The 18,288-nt window shown below is 71.1% G+C and carries 13 protein-coding genes; 8 read left to right on the top strand and 5 right to left on the bottom strand.

What is annotated here, in order from left to right:
- Positions 1–269 precede the first annotated feature (269 nt).
- From VMS22_16450 to VMS22_16440, 3 genes are read left to right on the top strand one after another with little or no spacing between them, the layout of a single operon-like run.
- A complete protein-coding gene (locus VMS22_16450; GenBank protein HXJ35624.1) occupies positions 270–2,078 on the top strand; it encodes a hypothetical protein in 1,809 nt (602 codons plus the stop codon).
- Between the two features lie 26 nt (positions 2,079–2,104).
- Positions 2,105–3,319 (top strand): thiolase family protein, encoded by a 1,215-nt coding sequence (locus VMS22_16445; GenBank protein HXJ35623.1) that lies wholly within the window; start codon positions 2,105–2,107, stop codon positions 3,317–3,319.
- Positions 3,320–3,328: 9 nt separating this feature from the next.
- The gene (locus tag VMS22_16440) at positions 3,329–3,985 is read left to right on the top strand and encodes a nitroreductase family protein (protein ID HXJ35622.1); all 657 of its coding nucleotides are present in this window, start codon (positions 3,329–3,331) and stop codon (positions 3,983–3,985) included.
- Between the two features lie 165 nt (positions 3,986–4,150).
- On the opposite strand, the gene VMS22_16435 is transcribed toward VMS22_16440, so the two are convergent.
- The gene (locus VMS22_16435; GenBank protein HXJ35621.1) at positions 4,151–7,060 is read right to left on the bottom strand and encodes a DUF4215 domain-containing protein; all 2,910 of its coding nucleotides are present in this window, start codon (positions 7,058–7,060) and stop codon (positions 4,151–4,153) included.
- A 112-nt stretch (positions 7,061–7,172) separates the two neighbouring features.
- Here VMS22_16435 and VMS22_16430 point away from each other — a divergent pair, with 112 nt between their 5' ends.
- The gene (locus VMS22_16430) at positions 7,173–7,583 is read left to right on the top strand and encodes an OB-fold domain-containing protein (GenBank protein HXJ35620.1); all 411 of its coding nucleotides are present in this window, start codon (positions 7,173–7,175) and stop codon (positions 7,581–7,583) included.
- Positions 7,580–8,716, top strand: a complete 1,137-nt coding sequence (locus VMS22_16425; GenBank protein ID HXJ35619.1) for a thiolase family protein — start codon at positions 7,580–7,582, stop codon at positions 8,714–8,716. The genes VMS22_16430 and VMS22_16425 overlap by 4 nt, the downstream gene beginning before the upstream one ends.
- Here VMS22_16425 and VMS22_16420 read toward each other — a convergent pair.
- Positions 8,713–9,678 carry a phosphotriesterase-related protein gene (locus tag VMS22_16420; protein HXJ35618.1) on the bottom strand — a complete coding sequence of 322 codons (966 nt, stop codon included), beginning with the start codon at positions 9,676–9,678 and terminating at the stop codon, positions 8,713–8,715. The two genes, VMS22_16425 and VMS22_16420, sit on opposite strands and share 4 nt — an antisense overlap.
- A 79-nt stretch (positions 9,679–9,757) precedes the next feature.
- Between VMS22_16420 and VMS22_16415 the strand changes: the two genes are divergently transcribed.
- The gene (locus VMS22_16415; GenBank protein ID HXJ35617.1) at positions 9,758–10,414 is read left to right on the top strand and encodes a YdcF family protein; all 657 of its coding nucleotides are present in this window, start codon (positions 9,758–9,760) and stop codon (positions 10,412–10,414) included.
- Here the strand turns inward: VMS22_16415 and grxD are convergent.
- The 3 genes from grxD to VMS22_16400 all read right to left on the bottom strand — a co-directional run bounded on the left by grxD (position 10,411) and on the right by VMS22_16400 (position 11,413).
- On the bottom strand, positions 10,411–10,740 hold the full coding sequence (gene grxD / locus VMS22_16410; GenBank protein ID HXJ35616.1) for a Grx4 family monothiol glutaredoxin: 330 nt from the start codon (positions 10,738–10,740) through the stop codon (positions 10,411–10,413). The genes VMS22_16415 and grxD overlap by 4 nt on opposite strands.
- A 30-nt stretch (positions 10,741–10,770) precedes the next feature.
- A complete protein-coding gene (locus VMS22_16405) occupies positions 10,771–10,995 on the bottom strand; it encodes a BolA family protein (GenBank protein HXJ35615.1) in 225 nt (74 codons plus the stop codon).
- 61 nt (positions 10,996–11,056) lie between these two features.
- Positions 11,057–11,413: a prepilin-type N-terminal cleavage/methylation domain-containing protein gene (locus VMS22_16400; GenBank protein HXJ35614.1), complete on the bottom strand. Its 357-nt coding sequence runs from the start codon at positions 11,411–11,413 to the stop codon at positions 11,057–11,059.
- A 191-nt stretch (positions 11,414–11,604) separates the two neighbouring features.
- Here VMS22_16400 and VMS22_16395 point away from each other — a divergent pair, with 191 nt between their 5' ends.
- Both VMS22_16395 and VMS22_16390 read left to right on the top strand, forming a co-directional pair.
- Positions 11,605–15,465, top strand: a complete 3,861-nt coding sequence (locus tag VMS22_16395) for a hypothetical protein (GenBank protein ID HXJ35613.1) — start codon at positions 11,605–11,607, stop codon at positions 15,463–15,465.
- 181 nt (positions 15,466–15,646) lie between these two features.
- On the top strand, positions 15,647–18,229 hold the full coding sequence (locus VMS22_16390; protein ID HXJ35612.1) for a DUF4215 domain-containing protein: 2,583 nt from the start codon (positions 15,647–15,649) through the stop codon (positions 18,227–18,229).
- Positions 18,230–18,288: the final 59 nt, after the last annotated feature.

Here is an 18,288-nt window from a genome sequence, read left to right as displayed (position 1 = left end):
CGCGATTGCACGTCCGAGCGGGCGACTTGCTTGCATGGCCGCACGTCGCCGCGACCGCACGAGTAGCCCGCGTCGCGATCGCCGTCCGGTGGGCTCGACGGCCCGTTCGAAGGGACCAGAAGTCAGAGCGGATCGTGCGAACGCGCGCGACCATGCGACAGCGCGCCACGCGCCGGGCCACCGACCGCGAAAAAACATTCAGAACTCGGGGGGACAGCAGCGATTCCCGACCCTCGGCATGGCACGTGTCTTGCCCCTGTCGGGCCGCGATGAAGGGGCTCCTGTCGTTCCTCGTGCTGGTGACGTGTGTCGGCGGCGCGGCGGTACAATCGGCCAGCGCTGCGTGCGGCGACGGCGTGCTCCAGGCCGGCGAGGCGTGCGACGAAAGCGCCCCCAACGGCGACGCGACGTGCCCCGGTCGCTGCATCGATCCGCCGAGCCTCGAGGCGTGTCAGTGCGCGACGCTGTCGAACGACTACCGCGACTTCGCGATCATCGCCGACCTGCAGGCGCGCGTCGGCGCCAACGCGAACGTGACCGGCGGCGGCGTCGCGGTCACGACCGCGGGCGGATTCCTGTACGTCGGGGCCTCCGCCACGCTCCCCGGAGAGAGCCAAGCGATCGGCGATCGCTGCCGTCTGCTGCCGGGCAGCAACGTGGGCCGCCTGTTCTGCAACGAGGCGCTCGTCCTCCCGGGCGCGTTCGCGAACGGCGGCGGACCCTTTCCGTTCACGCCGCCGCTCTCGTTCCCGACCCTGCCCGCATTCCCGACCGGCTCGAGCGGCGGCGCGAACGTCGACGTCACGTTCGGCGACACGCAGTATCTCGCGCCGGGCGCCTACGGAACGATCATCGTCGAGCCGAAGGGCACGCTCGTGCTGCATGGCCTCAACTTCGCGTCCGGCGTCGGGCGTTACGACGTGACGGCGCTGAAGGTGACCGGCGGCGGCCGCCTGTACGCCGACAACCCGGTCGTGATCAACGTCGACGAGGCGTTCCGCCTGACGGGCGATTCCATCCTCGGCCCGACGCCGTTGAGCTCGGTGCAACCGGGTGACATCCGCATCAGCGTCGCCGGCCGCGCAGCGAAGCTCGGCAAGGGTGCGTTCGTGCAGGCGCACGTTCGCTCCGCGAAGGGCAAGATCGTCGTCGGCAAGGGCACCATCGCGGTCGGCCAGCTCATCGGGCCCAAGGTCACGCTCCAGAAGGGTAGCCTCGTCCAGCTCGCCGGCGGCTGCGGCGACGGCATCAAGCAGAACACCGAGGTGTGCGACACGACGGCGCCGGGCGGCGACGCGGCGTGCCCCGGCGAGTGCATCCCGCTCGGCCAGGCCGGCCAGTGCACGTGCTCGTGCTCGACCAACACCGACTGCAACGACGGCAATGCGTGCAACGGCGTCGAGACCTGCGACAGCGGGCACTGCGTGCTCGGCACCCCGCCCACCTGCAGCGACAACAACCCCTGCACGATCGACTGCAATCCGGCGACGGGCTGCGTCCACGTCGCCGTGACGGACGGCTCCACCTGCGACGACGGTGACGAGTGCACGCGCGCCGACACCTGCCTCGGCGGCGTCTGCCAGCCGGGCGAGCTCCGGACGTGCAACGACGGCAACGACTGTACGGCCGACTCCTGCGATCCGGCGACCGGCTGCATCCACACCGACCTCACGACCGGCACCACGTGCTCCGACAACAGCCTCTGCACCGAGGGCGACGTGTGCATCCGCGGTCATTGCATCGGCGGCGCGCCCGCCGGGTGCGACGACCTCGACCCGTGCACCGTCGACAGCTGCGATCCGCTGATCGGTTGCCAGCACCTGCCGGTCACGAACGGCATCTCCTGCGCGGGCACGAGCCCGTGCACGGCACTCGACGTGTGCAGCAACGGCACCTGCGTGCCGCGCGGGGCCCAGCTCTGCAACGACTCCAACCCGTGCACGACGGACACCTGCACGCCGGTGGGTCCGCTCGGATCGCAGACGGCGGATTGCACGCACACCCAGGTGCCGAACCTGACGCCTTGCAGCCCGCCGACTCCGGTCCAGCTCGTCTGCTTCAACGGCGTTTGCCAGTAGGCGCGCGGCTACGATAGGCGTCGCGGATGCCAGCGCTCCGCGACGCCGTCCTGGTCGGCTACGCGCGGACGCCGTTCGGACGCGCCGATCCGCGGCGCGGCGTGCTGCGGCAGGTGCGCTCGGACGATCTCGCGGTCGTCGTCCTGCGCGAGATCCTGCGCCGCACGGGCGTCGCGGCCGGCGACGTCGACGGGATCGTGCTCGGTGCGGTCGAGATGCTCGGGGAGCAGGCACACCCTGGAACGGCCATCCCCTACCTCGCCGGGTTTCCCGAGCACGTGGTGGGGCTCAGCGTGGAGCGCGCCTGCACGACAGCGATGATGTCGGTCCACATCGCCACCATGCAGATCCAGTGCGGTCTCGGTGACGTCTACATCGCCGGCGGGCTCGACAGCATGACCCACTTCCGCATCCCGACCATCCGCGACGGCATGGACATGGACGCGGTCATCAAGGAGGGCGGGCACATGCTCGCCACCATGAACCCGAACCCGAAGCTCTTCGACCTGGTGAACCCGATCGAGCTGAACGGCGGCCAGGGGGCCGAGCGGCTGGCCGACCGCTTCGGCATCTCGCGCGAGGACATGGATCGCTGGGCGCTACGCAGCCACCAGCGCGCGATCGCCGCGCGCGAGCGGTTGCGCGAGGAGATCGTCCCCGTGGACGGTCTCGATCCGGCGGGTACGCGGATCACCGTCCGGGACGACCAGGGACCGCGCGCCGACACCAGCTACGAGAAGATCGCGGCGCTCGCGCCGGTCTACAAGGACGACGGCAAGATCACCGCCGCCACCTCGTCCGGCCAGGCCGACGGCGCCGCCGTCTGCCTGCTCATGTCGGCCGAAGCCGCCGCGCGGCGCGGGCTGCGCCCCCTCGCCCGCATCCACACGATCGCGACCGGCGCCTGCGCGCCGACCGACCTCATCTACTCCGCAATCCCCGCGACGCAGCGCGCTCTCGATCGCTCTGGCCTCCGCATCGCCGACATGAGCGTCATCGAGGTGAACGAGGCGTTCGCCTGCGCGCCGCTCGCCCTGATGCGCGCCTTCGACGTCGCCGACGCGGAGCGGGTGAACCCCAATGGCGGTGCGTGCGCGCTCGGACATCCCGTCGGCGCGTCGGGCGCGCGGCTCGTCGGTACGACCGCGCTCGAGCTCCGGCGCCGCGGCGGCCGCTGGGGCCTCGCGACCATCTGCGGAGGCATGGGCCAGGGCGCCACGACGATCCTCGAACGCCCGTAGGGAGCCACGGTGGACTTCTTCGACGTCGTCGACACGCAGCGCGCCATCCGGCGCCTGCGACCCGACCCGGTCTCCGACGATCTCGTCGAGCGCGTCCTCGCCGCCGCCACGCGCGCCCCGTCGGCGCGCGGAGCCGAGCCATGGGCCTTCGTCGTGGTCCGGAAGCCGGAGCTACGCGCCGCGATCGGGCGGCACTATCGCCAGGCGTGGGAGGCCGCCGAGCGGTTCACCGCGCAGGCGGACGCCGACCGCGACCTCAAGCACACACCGCACTACGCCCGCATGATGCGCGGCGCCGCCGAGCTCTCGCGCACGATCGGCGTCGCACCGGTGCTGATCGTCTGCTGTCTCGATCATACCCGCCTCGGCCCCATCGCCGACGGCGCCGGTGGCCTCAGATCGCCGGCCGCAGCCTACGCGTCGATCTTCCCGGCCGTGCAGAACCTCCTCCTCGCGGCACGCGCCCTCGGCCTCGGCACGACGCTCACGACGCTGCATCGAGCCTTCGAGAGCGATCTCCGGGCACTGCTCGCCCTGCCCGACACGCTCGAGCCCGTCGCTCTGGTCCCGCTCGGCCACCCCCAAGACCGCTTCGGCCCCACCCGCCGCCGCCCCCTCGAAGACGTCGCGTTCCTCGACCAATACGGCACCCCGCTGAAGCGCTAGGACCGCCAACGACCACGTCGTCGCGTCGCGAGGTCGGGGGCGCGGTGGAGGCGCCTCCGAAGCGGCGCGACGAGATGTGGGACCGTGACGCGCGGCGTGTGTTGTCGCGCGGGCGGAGCCGAAGCCGAAACCGCGCCCCCGACCTCGCGGCCCCGACGCGCGCCGTTACGTCGGCGGCGCGAGGCAGCGGACCTTCAGCGTGTCGCGATCGGATTTGCCGAGGAGGTCGCGGCCTTTGACCGAAAGAGTCAGGGGGCGGCGACCCGCGGGCATGCTGATGTCGATGCGTTGCGTGCAGACCTCGCCGCCGGCGGCGGGGAGTGCGATCGCGGAAAGCCGCTGCTGCGCCGCCGTGCGCAGCGCCGCCAGCGGGCCCACGTCGCGGAGGCTCGGCTTCATCAGCTCGAGCGAGGCGACGGTCTGGGCGGGGCACGCGATGCGCGGATCGGCGCCGCCGACGCAGACCCAGCCCTTGAACCGGCAGCTGCCGACGGTCGGATCGAGGTCGCAGGCGGGATCGTTGTCGACGCAGTCCTGCTTCTTCGACGGCCGGCCGGCGCGATCGAGGGTCGGCGCCGTCGTGTTGAGGGCGTACTCGACCAGGCAGTCGAGCGCCGGCGATCCGCCTCCGGCGATGCGAAGCGGCGGCACCTTCTCGGTGCACGTCGCCGTGCACTGGCTCTCCGGCGTCCCGTTCGAGGGGCCTTCGTCACACTGCTCGCCGCACTCGACGATGCCGTCGCCGCAGACCTCGCGCCGGCAGGTGGGCGTGCAGCCGTCGCAGGACACGTTGTTCCCGTCGTCACACTGCTCCGCGATCTCGACGATGCCGTTGCCGCACACCGACGGATTCGGCGCGCAGATGAGGTCGACCGTGTTGCGGCGCATGCGGCTGCCCGCGAGGTCGCGCGACGCCGCTTCGATGCGGCGACTTCCCACGACGCCCGCGCCGTGCGGGACGGCGATGGCCAGCGGCGCCGTGCAGAGATCGCGCCCGGCGATCGGCGCGCCCGGCACGATGACGTTGGAGCCGACGCGCACCTGGACGCCGAGCGCGGCGACGGCGTCGCGAATCCGCGTCCCGCTCGCGACGTCGATCGGATCGGTCGCCGTCAGCAGGTTCGGCTTCTGCAGGGTGAAGTACTGGAGCCCGGTCGGCTGGCAGCCCCCGATCCGCGTGTCGTTCGCCGCCAGGCAGACGGCGACGTCGAACGTGCACGTGCCGTCGTCGGCCTCGTCGCGATCGCAACCCGGATCGCCGTCGATGCACCGCTGCTCGGTCGACGGGAACCCGTCGATCACCTCGCCGCCCGGGTTCGTGACCTCCCATTCCACCTGACATGCCGTCGTGCCGTGTCCGCCGGGGATCGACTGCACGCCGCCAGCCGTCGGAATGATGGTGCAGTCGGCCGCGCACGCGTTGCCCGGCGTGCCGTTGGCCGGCCCGTTGTCGCACTGCTCGCCGCACTCGAGGTGGGCGTTCCCGCACCCTTCACTGCGACAGGCGGAGGAGCAGCCGTCGCACGCGACGTTGTTGCCGTCGTCGCATTGCTCGCCCGCGTCCACCGTGCCGTCGCCGCAGACCGCCCCCGCCGCCGGACAGGGCGGCAGCATCGCGTCGACCGCCTGCAGCGCGGGCGGGGAGATCGTCGCCCCCGCGACGATGGGTGGTAGCGCGATGTTGCGATAGGCGATGCGATTCGTGCCGGGGACGGATCCCACCGACGATAGCAGATCTCCGTTGATCGTCGCCTGCCCGCTGGCGTGGATCGCGTTGCTCCCGCCGATGCCGATCGTCCGCAGCTCGGCCGCCCCGCCGATACCGACGTTGCACCCCTCGACGAGGATGCTCCCGCCGTCGGCGTCGCTCGACGCCGCGCGGACCGTGCTCGAGACCTGCACGTTGCGCCCGTCGAGAACGATCGTGCCTCCGGGGCCGAAGCTCGCGCCGTCCGCGTTGATGATCTGCGGCACGGCGAGATCGCCGAGCGCCTGCACGGTCACGTCGCCACCGCCGCACGACCCGCCGTTGGCAGTGATGCGGTCGAGCGTCACCGCTGCGCCCGCGTTCACCATGATCGAGCCACCGCACCCGTCGATCCCCTGCCCTTCGACCAGGAGCGCTGCACCGACCGTGATGGTGGTCCCGGCCTCGAGCGACACGCTGCCGCCCTCGCCGTCCGGCGGCGCGGCCGTGAGCGAGAGCGTGCCCGAGATCGTGATCGACTGCTGCGCGCGGATGTCGACGTCGCCGCCCGATCCCGAACCGTCCTCGCTATCGCCCGCCGCGTGGCCGTCGATCGCCGCGAGCACCTGGACCGATCCGCCGGCGTCGATCGTCACCTCGCCGCCGTCGCCCGAGAATCCGCCGCCCGGAACGTTCAGCTGCTGCCGGACGATCACGTCGCCGCCGTCCGCCGAGAGATCGACGGTGCCGCCGCCGAAGTCGCCGCCCGAGGCATCGATGATGTTCTGCAGATCGATCCCGCCCCCGGCGTCGAGCAGGATGTCGCCGCCCTCGGCCTGGCTTCCCCCCGCGACGCTGACGTCCCCGGACGGCGTGACGAGGATCGAGCCGCCGGCGAGAATGGTGACGCCGCCTCCGCTCGCGAACTGGTCGGCTCCGACGGCGAGGAGCTGGCCCGCTACCGTGACGTCGCCCGCCGCCTGCAGCGTGATGACGCCGTCGTCGCCTTCGCTCGTGACGTCGATCCGCCCCTTGCTGGGACCACTCGCCTGGATGTCGATCGAGCCGCTCGCGACGATCGTGATGGAGCCGCCGGCCGTCGTATTGCGACCGAGGATCTTGGAGCCCGGGAGGAGACGAACCGTGCCCGCCTGGATGAGGACCGTGCCCGATCCGACGTCGAGCGTACCTTGCGCGCCGATTTCGAGCGCGCGCGTGCCGAGGTCGATCGTCGAGCCGGTCGTGACCGGAATCGTCGTGTTCACCACGCACGGATCCGCCGTGGGGGTGCAGAGATCGGTGGCAACCGTCGCGCGTGCAGTCGCCGCCTTCATGAGCAGCACGAGCACGATCGCTCCGATCGCGCGGAGATCCGTCCTGGATCGCATCCGGGTTTCTCTACCATCCGATCCAGAGCCGGGCGAGAAAAAAATTCGACACGCGCTGCGACTTTGGTCGTAGCTTGACGCCTTGATGGGCGGTCCCGTAGGGTCCGCGCCCGTGCCGGAGCCGCGTCCCATCGCCGACGGCCTGTTTCGCGTCACGCCGGAAGGCCCGCGTCTGCTCGCCGGGCGCTGCGACGGATGTGGGAAGCTCCACTTCCCCGCCAGCGATTCATGTCCCTACTGCGGTGGGGCGTCCTGCCACGAGACGGCGCTCGCGGGAACGGGGCAGCTCTTCCTCTATACGGTGGTGAAGAGCGCACCGCCCGGCTACCGCGGACCGCTGCCGTACGGGTTCGGGGTCGTCGAGCTGCGCGAGGGGCTGCGCGTCGTCACGCGTCTAACCGAGCCCGACGCCGCGCGGCTGTGGCGGGGCCAGGCGATGCGGCTCGTCATCGAGCCGCTGTTCACCGACGACGACGGGACGCCCGTCTTGTCGTATGCGTTCGCGCCCGGGGCGCCGGCGTGAGACCCGTCTACGTCGCCGGCACGGGCCTGCATCCGTTCGGGCGATTCCCCGACGAGAGCCTCACCGCGATCGGCGCCGGCGCCGTACGCGCCGCGCTCGCCGAGGCGGGTGTGCAGCGCGGCGGCTTCCAGGCGGCGTTCTGCGGCTGCGTCTACGGCGGCGTCGCGTCGGGTCACAAGGTGCTGACCGCCCTCGGGCTCTCGGGCGTCCCCATGGTCAATCTCGAGGCCGGCTGCGCGAGCGGCGGCGCGGCGCTGTCGCTCGGCGCCACCCAAATCGCGGCGGGCGTGTACGATACCGTGCTCGTGTTCGGCCTCGAGAAGATGCCGCGCGGCATGATCCGGTCGTCGTTCTTCGAACCGTGGCGGGAGGAGGCGGGCCTGGCCGCGACGCCCGGCTACTTCGCGCTCCGCGCGCAGCGCCTGATGTTCGAGAGCGATGTGACGCCGCAGGATCTCGCGCAGGTGTCGGTGAAGAACCACCTCCAGGGCGTCCACAATCCGAACGCGATGTATCGCAAGGCGATCACCGCCGAGGAGGTCCTGGCATCGCCGCTCGTGTGCGAGCCGCTGCGCCTGCTCATGCTGTGCTCGCCGAACGAAGGTGCCGCCGCCGTGGTCCTCTCCGCCACGCCACCCGCGGCGGGTCCCGCGATCCGTGTGGCGGCGGTGCAGCTCCGCTCGCACCTCGCGGGAAACGTCCTCGGCGAGCACACGCCGCTCTGCGGGATCGCGGACGACGACGTCACGCCGCCCACGACCATGGCCGCGCAGGCAGCATACGCGGAAGCCGGCATCGGCCCCGACGGGATCGACGTAGTCGAGCTGCAGGACACGGACGCCGCGCGGGAGATCCTCTCCGCCGAGGAGCTCGGCCTCTGCCCGCGCGGCGGCGGCGGCAAGTGGGTCCGCGACGGCGGCGGCGAGATGCGCTCGCGCCGTCCCGTGAACCCGAGCGGCGGCCTCCTCTCCAAGGGGGAGCCGCTCGGCGCGTCCGCGCTCGGCCAGGTGGTGGAGCTCGTCTGGCAGCTCCGCGGCGCGTGCGGCCCGCGTCAGGTGCCGAGCGCGCGCGTCGGCCTCGCGCACACGGTTGGACGTGGCGCCAACGCCTGCGTCGCGATCCTCGCCCGCTAGGCGGCGCCCGCGAAGTAGCGGCGGGGGTTGTCGACCAGCATCGTCTTGATCTTGCCGTCGGCCACGCCGGCAGCGCGCAGGCGGGGAACGATGGTCTCGAAGACGTAGGTCGGCTTCCAGTGGGTCAGCGTGTCCGGAGGCAGCTTCGGTGCGCGACCGCGCCAGCACCACACGGTGTCGTGCGACAGCACGAGCTGGCGCTCGAAGCCGAGGCCGAGGAGACCAATCAGGACGGCGAGCCGCTCGCGATCCGGATGCAGGATGTCGAGCCCGAAGCGGTCGAAGCCGAGGGTCGCACCACGATCGAGCATCTGGAGGTGGTAGTGGACGTCGCTCTGTCCGCACGAGTGCCCGACGACGATCGCCTGCGGCGGTACGCCCTCGCCGAGCAGGATGTCGAGCTGCTCGGGACCCATCGTGCCCTGGTCGGTGTGGGTCGTGATCGGCGCCCCCGTCTCCTCGTGCGCCCGCGCGGCCGCACGCAGCACCATCTCCTCGTACGCCGTGATGCGCCCGACGCCGGTCGCGACCTTGATGACGCCGGCGCGGATGCCGGTCTCGCCCACGCCCTGCGTCAGCTCGCGCACGAACAGCTCGGTCATCTCGGCGAGCGCGTCCCCCCAGTGGGTGCGGAACTTGAAGTACACGGGCGCCCCTTCGTCCTCCTTGTAGAGGCCGGTCGCGCAGACGATGTGCACGCCGCTCTTCTGGGCGACCTCCGCCATGAGCTCCACGTCGCGCCCGAGGTCTATCGGGCATGGGTCGACGAGCGTGCGCAGGCCGTGTCCCTTCAGCTCCTGCATGCGCTCCACGCACTGCGCCACGTATTCGCGCCGCGAGCCGCCGTCGGCCGCCGCGTCGGCCTCCCAGCCGGGCCAGCCGATCAGCAGGTGCTCGTGCATGAGCGTCGTGCCGAGTGTGTCCGCCGTGACGGAGCCCGTCACCGTCTGAACCGAGCGCATGCCGATAGAGAGCGCGCCGCCCCATCCCGCGTCAACCGTCGCTTGCAGGGCGCGGTGGCCCTCCGTAGCCTCGCCCCCGATGCGCGCGCGGCTCGTGGCGGGCGCCCTCGTGCTCGCGGGGGTCGGTTGGCTGTGGCTCGTGCCGGCGCTCGGAAGCTTCCTCGTGGTCGCAGATCCGCTGCCGCCCACGGCCGATGCCATCGTGGTGCTCGCAGGCTCGGTGCGCGACCGGACGCTCGAGGCCGCGACGCTCTACCGGCAGGGGCTCGCGCCACGCGTCGTGGTGACGCGTGAGGCGCTGCCGCCGGGCGACGTGGCGCTCCGCAAGGCGGGCGTCGCCCTCCCCGACTCCGATGCGCTCGCGCGGACGGCGCTCGAGGGTCTCGGCGTGCCGGCGAGCGCGATCGTGACGCTGCGGCGTCGCGCGCCCTCGACCGCCGGCGAGGCACGAACGATCGCGCGCTGGGCGTGCACGACCGGCGTGCATCAGCTCGTCGTCGTCACGTCGCCGTCCCACACGCGCCGCGCGCGGCTGATCCTGCGCCGCGCGCTCGGCCCCCGGGTGGCGGTCAGCGTCCAGCCGAGCACCACCGACACGTTCGCGGGACCGCGCTGGTACCGCGTGCGGCGCGACGCCAAGATCGTGGCGAGCGAGTGGCAGAAGCTCGCCAACCACTGGCTGCACGAGCGCTGGACCCTGCAATCCTGTGGCGGCCTCCGCCGCCGCGCAGGCTAGGATGCCTTGGCGGCGGTTGCGGCCTTCACGAGCGGCGCGAGCTCGCCCTTCGCGTGCATCTCGCGCACGATGTCGCAGCCGCCGACGAACTTCCCGCCGACGAACACCTGGGGAATCGTGGGCCACTTCGTGTACGCCTTGATGCCCTCGCGCTTCGCGCCTTCGGCCAGGATGTCGACGGCCTTGTACGGCACACCGAGCTCGTTCAGCACCTCGACCGTGGCAGCCGAGAACCCGCACATCGGGAAGCGGGGCGTCCCCTTCATGTAGACGACCACCGGATGGTCCTTCACCTCGCGGTCGATCTCGTCCAGTACGTCACTCATCGCACGGTCTCCCCTCTGATCGTCGATCCCTCACGGCACGCTCGTCCGCAGGGACAGGGCGTGGATGGTGCTCATGAGGTCGCCCAGGGCCTCGTAGACGAGGCGGTGCTGGTCGACGAGCCCGAGGTTGCGGAACGCGGGCGCCGTCACGCTCACCTCGAAATGGTCGCCCGCGCCGGTCGTATCCACGACCTCGGCACGAGCACCCGCGAGGGCCTGCTCTATGCGGCCGCGCACCATCTCGGTGCTCACCATCCGCCGCTGGGTACACGCGGGGGCGAGCTGGCGCAAGCGCTGGAGCTCTACGCGCCGTTGCTCAGATGCAGCTGAGGGGCGGGCTCGCGCTGCTGTCCCAGGTGCAGGTCTTGGTCCCGGACGTGTTCGTGGCGGTCATCACGAACCCGGTGGCCGTCCCGTTGCACACCGAGAACACGACGCCAGCCGACACGTTGAAGCCGGGGAGGGTCAGGCAGTTGCTCGAGTAGGTGAAGTTGTCGGCGAAGTAGGTCTCCTGACCGGTCGCCGCGTTCTTCAGGTCCGACACCGTCCGGGCGTCGAAGGCTCGCTGCTGGTAGTTGAACTGCGGGATGGCGATCGCCGCGAGAATCGCGACGATGGCGACCACCACCAGAAGCTCGATCAGCGTAAAGCCACGGTTTCGACTCGAGCGCATTCGCGGGATGGCAGGTGCAAGGGGGGTGCCACGCCCCGGCCGTGCAGATCCGAGCACCTTTCGACCGACATCGACGCAATCCTGTCAGGACGTCCGTACGATGACGCATTTTCCCGGCGTTTGCTATGCGAACCACGATTTACGGCTTCGATCACCCCCGATATACCTCGACGCTGGAACCGGAGGTCCGCGTGCTGCGAGTTCGTGACGTCACCCTCTTCCGCCGCATCCTTTCATCCACCGCCACCCTCCTTCTTCTCTCCGCGCTCGCGGCCCGCGCCGACGCGGCATGCAACGTGTCGGGCTGCGATGCGAGTGCGCTGATCTCGAACCCCTCCTGCTGTACGGTGGCGGGCTGCACGATCGACACGCTCACCGTCACCGGGCCCACCTGCACCTTCGACTTCGGCACCCGCAACCTGACCATCAGCGGCACCGTCGCCGCCCAGGGGCGCACCATCACCCTCATGGCGAAGAGCGTCACGCTGACGGGTCTCATCGACGTGCGCGGGCCGGGCGGCGCGGCCGCGGGCAACGTCACGATCGTGACGACGGGCCTCACCGGCCTCGCCTACAGCCAGCAGGGTGGGAACAGCGCGATCATCAACGCATCGAGCACGGCCGGTGCCGGCGGCCGCATAACCATCCGGGCCGACGGCCCCGTCGCATTCAGCAAGGGGAGCGTCACGGCGAGCGGGGGCCCCGCGGCGGCTGGCGGCGTCATCGACGTCTCCACGACCGCCGGCGACATCAACGTCCAGATCGCGCTCTCGGCCAACCAGGGCACGCTCCCGCCCGCCGGCACGCGCGGCGGCGAGATGTCGTTCCGCGGCCCAGGCAACTTCACGCTGGGCGGCAGCGGTCGCCTCACGGCCGACCTCGGATCGATCAGCGTGAACGTGCCCCTCCTCGCGTCGTTCGCCGACGGCTCCGTCGTGCAGTCGAACCTCGGCGGTGACATCACGATGATCACGGGCAGCCTGAGCGTCCTCGGCGAGCTCCGCGCCGGCGACGACTTCGGATCGATCGACCTCACTGCGAGCAACGGTCCCATGACGCTGCAGCGGCTCTCCGAGGGTCTCACGGTGGGCGTCGGCGGGAGCGTCAGCCTCACCACCGAATCCCGCATCCCGGACGGTACGCTCACGATGGACTCCCCCATCGACGCGAGCGGCTCCACCGTCGACATCGCGTCGGCGGGGGACCTCACCATCTCGAAGAAGATCTCGACGACGGGCATCCTCGACAGCGGCGCCGGCGAGGTCTCGATCGCCGCCGACGGCGACGTCCACGTCACCAAGGCGATCGTCGCGAGCGACGTCTACTCCGCCGAGGACATCGGCATCGACGCCGGCGGCGACGTCACGATCGAGGGCAACGTCGAGAGCAAGGGTGGTCTCGACGCCGACGGTGGCAGCATCACGGTCACGGCCGGTGGCGCCATCGCCATCCAGGGCGACGTCTCGTTCAACACCTCGGGCGCCGACGCTTCGAGCGCCGGTGGCATCGACGTCGAGGCGGGCCGCAATCTCACGATCGGGCCCAGCGCCGAGCTGATCGCGAACGGCAGCCCCGAGGGCGTCGGCGGCACGATCGTCCTGCGGGCCGGCATCGACGAGTTCGGGATCGCACGGGTCGCCGGCGACTTCACGCTCCAGGGCACGATCAACGCCAACGGCCACGGCCAGTTCGGGGGCGCCCAGGTGGCGATCGACGGCTGCACGGTCAACATCGCGAGCGGCTCGTCGATCGACGTCACCGGCGACACCGGCAGCACCAACGTCGTCACCGCCAGGACGGGCCTCGCTATCGCCGGCCAGCTCCGCGCCTCGGGCGCCAACGTGCTCACGTTCCCAGAAGGAAGCACCCCGTCGCTCGCCCAGGGCACGTTCGTGCCCGCACGCAGCGCCGGGGCCTGCACGGACGGCACCATCACTGCGAACGGCTGCGTCCGCGCGCCCTGCACGGGGGAGAACTCGCCGCCCGGATGCCTCGACCCGTGCCCGCAGTGCGGCGACAACCAGGTCCAGTTCCCCGAGACGTGCGACGTCGGCGCGGGCGGCCCGTTCTGCAGCGGCAGCGACTTCTGCGACGACCGCTGCCGGATCCATCACTGCACGGACACGAACCCGTGCTCCGACAACGCCTGCGACCCGGCCGTCGGGTGCACCATCGCCTACAAGCCGAACGGCTTCGCGTGCAACGACAACACGGTCTGCAACGGCCTCGAAGCGTGCCAGGCCGGCCTCTGCGTCCCGACGCCGGGCTCGATACCGAACTGCGGATCGGATGGAAACCCGTGCACGGTCGATGGCTGCAACGACGTGACGGGGTGTTTCCACAGCCCGGTGCCCGGCAATGGATTCGGAGTTCCCGGCTGCGATGACGGAAATCCCTGCACGGGTGCGGAGAGGTGCGTCGGCACTGCGTGCCAGGCGGGAACGCTCGTGACCTGCCAGCAGCCGCTGGTGTGCAACCCCGCCAACGGGCAGTGCGAGGGTGCCGGCGCCTGCCAGAGCGCCGCCGAATGTGACGACAACAACCCCTGCACAGACGACGTGTGCAACGTGGTGTGCAGCAACCCGCCGAAGACGAACGGTGCGAACTGCGACGACGGTGACCTCTGCAACGGCGTCCGCGCGTGCCAGGGTGGCGTGTGCCAGCCGGCGACGCCCGTCGTCTGCAACGACAACGACGTCTGCACCACCGACTCCTGCAATCCGTCGACCGGTCTCTGCGAGGCGTCGCCGGTTCCCGGCTGCTGCAACACGCCCGCCGCCTGCAACGACGGTGACGCCTGCACGACCGACGGCTGCAGCGCGCACGCGTGCACGCACGTGGCGATCGCGTGCGTCGACAACGACGTGTGCACGAACGACGTGTGCGATTCGCAGCTCGGGTGCCAGCACGTCGCGGATCCGACCTGCTGCACGGACGCCTCGACCTGCAACGACAACAATCCGTGCACGGACGACGCCTGCGTCGGCAACCGCTGCACGAACGTCGCCTCCGGCAACTGCTGCAGCGACAACAACGACTGCACCGACATCGATCACAACCCGTGCACGACGAACGGGCCGTGCGACCTGGCTACGCGCCGCTGCGGCGGGCCCACGCCGAGCCCCGGCGCCGCCTGTGGCACGACGTGCAATCCGGCCACCTGCCAGGGCTCGACGGGCTCGACGTGCGTGCCGGACGCGCCGACCGACTGCACCGACAACAACCCGTGCACGACCGACCTCTGCAGCGACGAGCAGGGTTGTACCCACACGCCGATCACCGACTGCTGCCTCTCGAGCAGCCAGTGCAACGACAACGACGTCTGCACCGCCGACGCCTGCGATCTCGATCGCAACGGCTGCGATCATCCGGTCCCCGACCCGACCTGCACGCCGTGCTCCGGCACGGATCCGTTCGAATGCGGTCCGCGCTGCTCGACGGCGTGCGTCGCCGGCCGCTGCCAGGACGTCGTTCCCAACTGTGACGACAACAACCCGTGCACGGACGATACGTGCGACCAGGCGTCGGGATGCACGCACACGCCGAAGAACGGGACGGGCGTGGCGGGCTGCGACGACGGCCAGGCCTGCAACGGCGCCGAGCAGTGCGTCGCCGGTACGTGTCAGGTGCAGCCCGTCCTCGACTGCGACGACGGCGACGTCTGCACCGACGACACCTGCGCCGACGCCGACGGCTGCAAGAACGACCAGAAGAGCGGCTTCCCGTCCATCCTCTGCCGCCTCGAGGACATGCACGCGAAGGTCCTGGCCGACACCACGGGTGGCACGAATCCGCGCGCCCGCACGCGCATGCAGAAGAAGCTCGAGAAGCTCTCCGCCAAGGTCGGCCTCGCGCAATCGGCGGCGGGCTCGAAGTGCGCCAAGGCGAAGCGCCTCCTCACCGCGGCCGCAAAGCAGCTGCGCAGCCTCCAGCGAACGGCGAACCGACTGGCCGGCCGCCAGCTGAGTCCGGCGCTCGCGACTGCGCTCGCGCAGCGGGCCGGCGAAGCCGCTTCCAAGTGCGACGAGACGAAGCTCGGCCTTGGCTGCTGACGTGAGCCTCGACGTGCGTTTGTCTCGCGACCTTCGTCGGAGCCCCGTGCGCCGGTGCGCGAAGGACGCGGCCGCGCAGGGACGGCGGGCGGGGTCGGGGCACGTATCTCCGCGGCATGGCAACGGTTTTGGCTGCCCGGGAGTGGTTGGCACGGCATAGCCGTTGCTGCCGAGAAGACCGATGTCTCTCCGCCTCGCGGGCTTCGCCGCCGGCCTCGCGCTCGCGCTCTGCGCGCAGCGCGCCCTCGCTGCCTGCGCCCCGGTGACGAGCCCGAACGACCTCTGCGGTGCGGCGGCCGACCCGTGCGTGATCGACGGCAAGGATTGCCCCGTGGTCGCCGGCACGACGCTCGACTTCGGGACGCGCGCGGTCGTCCTCAGCCACAGCACGCTCGACGTCGGCACGGGCACGATGACGATCCTCGCGGGCAGCGTCGAGCTCCGCCCCGGGTCGGGTCTTCTCGGACCCGGGGGCGCCGTGGTCGTCCACACCCAGGGGACGATCGCCGTGCTGCGCCAGGGCAACACGCGCGCACGCATCGACGTCGCCGATCCCGCATCGGCGGATCGCATCGAGCTCGACGCCGGCAGCGGCGCGATCCAGATCGACGGCGTGGTCGACGCACGCGGCACGAATGCCGACGGCATCGGCGGCAGCATCGACCTCAAGGGCAGCAACATCCTCGTCGCGGGCGACGTGCTCGGGAGCGGCGGCAACCTCGGCGGCGGCGGCCCCGTCTCCCTCGACGCGACCGCCGGCATCGTCATGTCGGGCACGATCGACGCCTCGGGCGGCAGCGGCGGCACCCTCGATCTCGAGGCCGACGGTCCCATCACGACCACCGGCCGGATCGACATCCGCGCCACGGCGGCCGGCGGCGACGGCGGGCTCTTCACGGTGTTCACGCTCGACGGCTCGGTCACGCTCGGCGGCAAGATCTTCATGCAGGGTGACGAGGGCACCGATCTCGAGGGCGGCGGCAGCGGCGGGGATCTCAACGTCTTCTCGGGTGCGAACCTGACGCTCGCGGGCGACTTCGAGATCAGCGGCGCGCCGCCCGACGGGCTCGGCGGCGACGTCTTCTTCATGTCGATGCTCGACACCGTCCAGACCGGCACGATCCAGGGCCAGGGCCGCGGCGCCGAAAGCGACGGCGGCAACGTCGAGTTCGAGGCGCACCGCACGCTCACCGTCGGCGCGATCGACGTCCACGGCGGCGCCGACCCCGGCGTCGAAGGGGGCGGCGTGCAGGCGGCCGCGTGGTGCGACGTCACCGTGCCGTCGGGGATCGGGATCAACGCCGAAGGCGCCAAGGGTGAGATCATCCTGCAGTCGGGACGGCAGCTCACGGCCGTGGGCACGCTCAGCGCGGGCGAGCGGAACCTGCTCCAGTACCTCGAGCTGCCGCCGGTGACGTCGGGCGGCACGTTCCTTCCCGAGCTGGTGGTGGAGCAGAACGCGGCCCTCACGCCGTGCGGCGGCCGCCCGTCGGCATCGTGCGGCGACGGCAACCTCGATCCGGACGAGGAGTGCGACGACCACAACACGACGTCGTGCGACGGCTGCTCATCCGTCTGCCAGATCGAGACCTGCGGCAACAACCGCATCGACTGCAACGAGCAGTGCGACGACGGCAACACCGTGAGCGGCGACACCTGCCACGGCGACTGCTCGCGGCTCGACAACGTGTGCGGCGACGGGATCACCGACGCGCTCGAGCAGTGCGACGATTCCAACGTCACGCGGTGCGATGCCACGCACTGCTCGTCGACCTGCCAGCTCGAGGCGTGCGGCAACGGGCGGGTCGAGTGCGACGAGGAGTGCGATCCGCCGAGCGCGGCGACGGGCTGCACCACGGAGTGCATCCTGAAGCCGCCGGGATGCGGCAACCACACGCTCGATCCCGGCGAGGAGTGCGACGACGGCAACACCAACGACGGCGACGGGTGCTCGCACCAGTGCCGGAACGAGGGCTGCGGCAACGGCAAGGTCGATCCGGGCGAGGACTGCGACGACCTCAACACCGTGGGCTGCGACGGCTGCTCGCCCACCTGCCACTTCGAGGCGTGCGGCAACGGCGTCGTCGACTGCGGCGAGGAATGCGACGACGGCGCACGGAACGGCGCCCCCGGCGGCCACTGCCTGCCGGACGTGTGTCGTCCCGGCCCCTTCTGCTCGTCGGGCTCGACCGATCCCTGCATTCCCTGCGCGGCGACCACCGACTGCGATCCGCTCGGCGCCTGTGGTCCGGCGGCGTGCGACGCCGGCGTGTGCACGCCGATCGACCCGCCCGTGTGCGACGACAACGACGCCTGCACGGGCTTCGAGGTGTGCGACCCGGCGGTCGGCTGCAAGAGCGGCCCGGCCCTCGACTGCGACGACGGCGACGCCTGCACCGACGACTCGTGCGACCCGGCGACCGGCTGCTCGAACGTCCCCAAGCCCACGGTCCCGCTCCTCATGTGCCGGATCGCCGGGATCCGCAGCACGGTCGCCGGCGCGGCGGTGACCGACATTGCCCCGCCGCTGCGCACCAAGATCCTGAAGGCGCTCGGCGTCGTCGAGTCGAAGATCCAGCTCGGCTCGGGTTCCACGCGTCGCGCCAAGAAGGCGCTCAAGGCGGCGCAGAAGCAGATCGGCAAGCTCATCTCACTGGTCGCCAAGCAGCGGGGGAAGAAGATCACCTCGATCGCGGCGGATGCGATCGCCCAAGGCCTGCAGGGCCTGCTGCCCCCGATCCTCACGCTGCAGCGCGGCGGCTGACGCAATCGAACGAACGCTTGATTATTGGCGTGATCCTCGGCTAGACGAACGTCCAGGAG

The sequence above is a fragment of the Candidatus Eisenbacteria bacterium genome (assembly GCA_035577985.1).
Classification (GTDB): domain Bacteria; phylum Desulfobacterota; class Binatia; order DP-6; family DP-6; genus DATJZY01.
Note: the sequence above shows the minus strand (reverse complement) of the source record. Positions and strands in the feature narration are given on the sequence as shown.

What these genes read in the sequence shown, in the direction of transcription:
- VMS22_16400 (HXJ35614.1), bottom strand. Translation starts at nt 11,413, where the DNA reads ATGCGCTCGAGTCGAAACCGTGGCTTTACGCTGATCGAGCTTCTGGTG.
- VMS22_16415 (HXJ35617.1), top strand. Translation starts at nt 9,758, where the DNA reads ATGCGCGCGCGGCTCGTGGCGGGCGCCCTCGTGCTCGCGGGGGTCGGT.
- VMS22_16445 (HXJ35623.1), top strand. Translation starts at nt 2,105, where the DNA reads ATGCCAGCGCTCCGCGACGCCGTCCTGGTCGGCTACGCGCGGACGCCG.
- VMS22_16435 (HXJ35621.1), bottom strand. Translation starts at nt 7,060, where the DNA reads ATGCGATCCAGGACGGATCTCCGCGCGATCGGAGCGATCGTGCTCGTG.
- VMS22_16405 (HXJ35615.1), bottom strand. Translation starts at nt 10,995, where the DNA reads ATGGTGAGCACCGAGATGGTGCGCGGCCGCATAGAGCAGGCCCTCGCG.
- grxD (HXJ35616.1), bottom strand. Translation starts at nt 10,740, where the DNA reads ATGAGTGACGTACTGGACGAGATCGACCGCGAGGTGAAGGACCATCCG.
- VMS22_16390 (HXJ35612.1), top strand. Translation starts at nt 15,647, where the DNA reads ATGTCTCTCCGCCTCGCGGGCTTCGCCGCCGGCCTCGCGCTCGCGCTC.
- VMS22_16420 (HXJ35618.1), bottom strand. Translation starts at nt 9,678, where the DNA reads ATGCGCTCGGTTCAGACGGTGACGGGCTCCGTCACGGCGGACACACTC.
- VMS22_16450 (HXJ35624.1), top strand. Translation starts at nt 270, where the DNA reads ATGAAGGGGCTCCTGTCGTTCCTCGTGCTGGTGACGTGTGTCGGCGGC.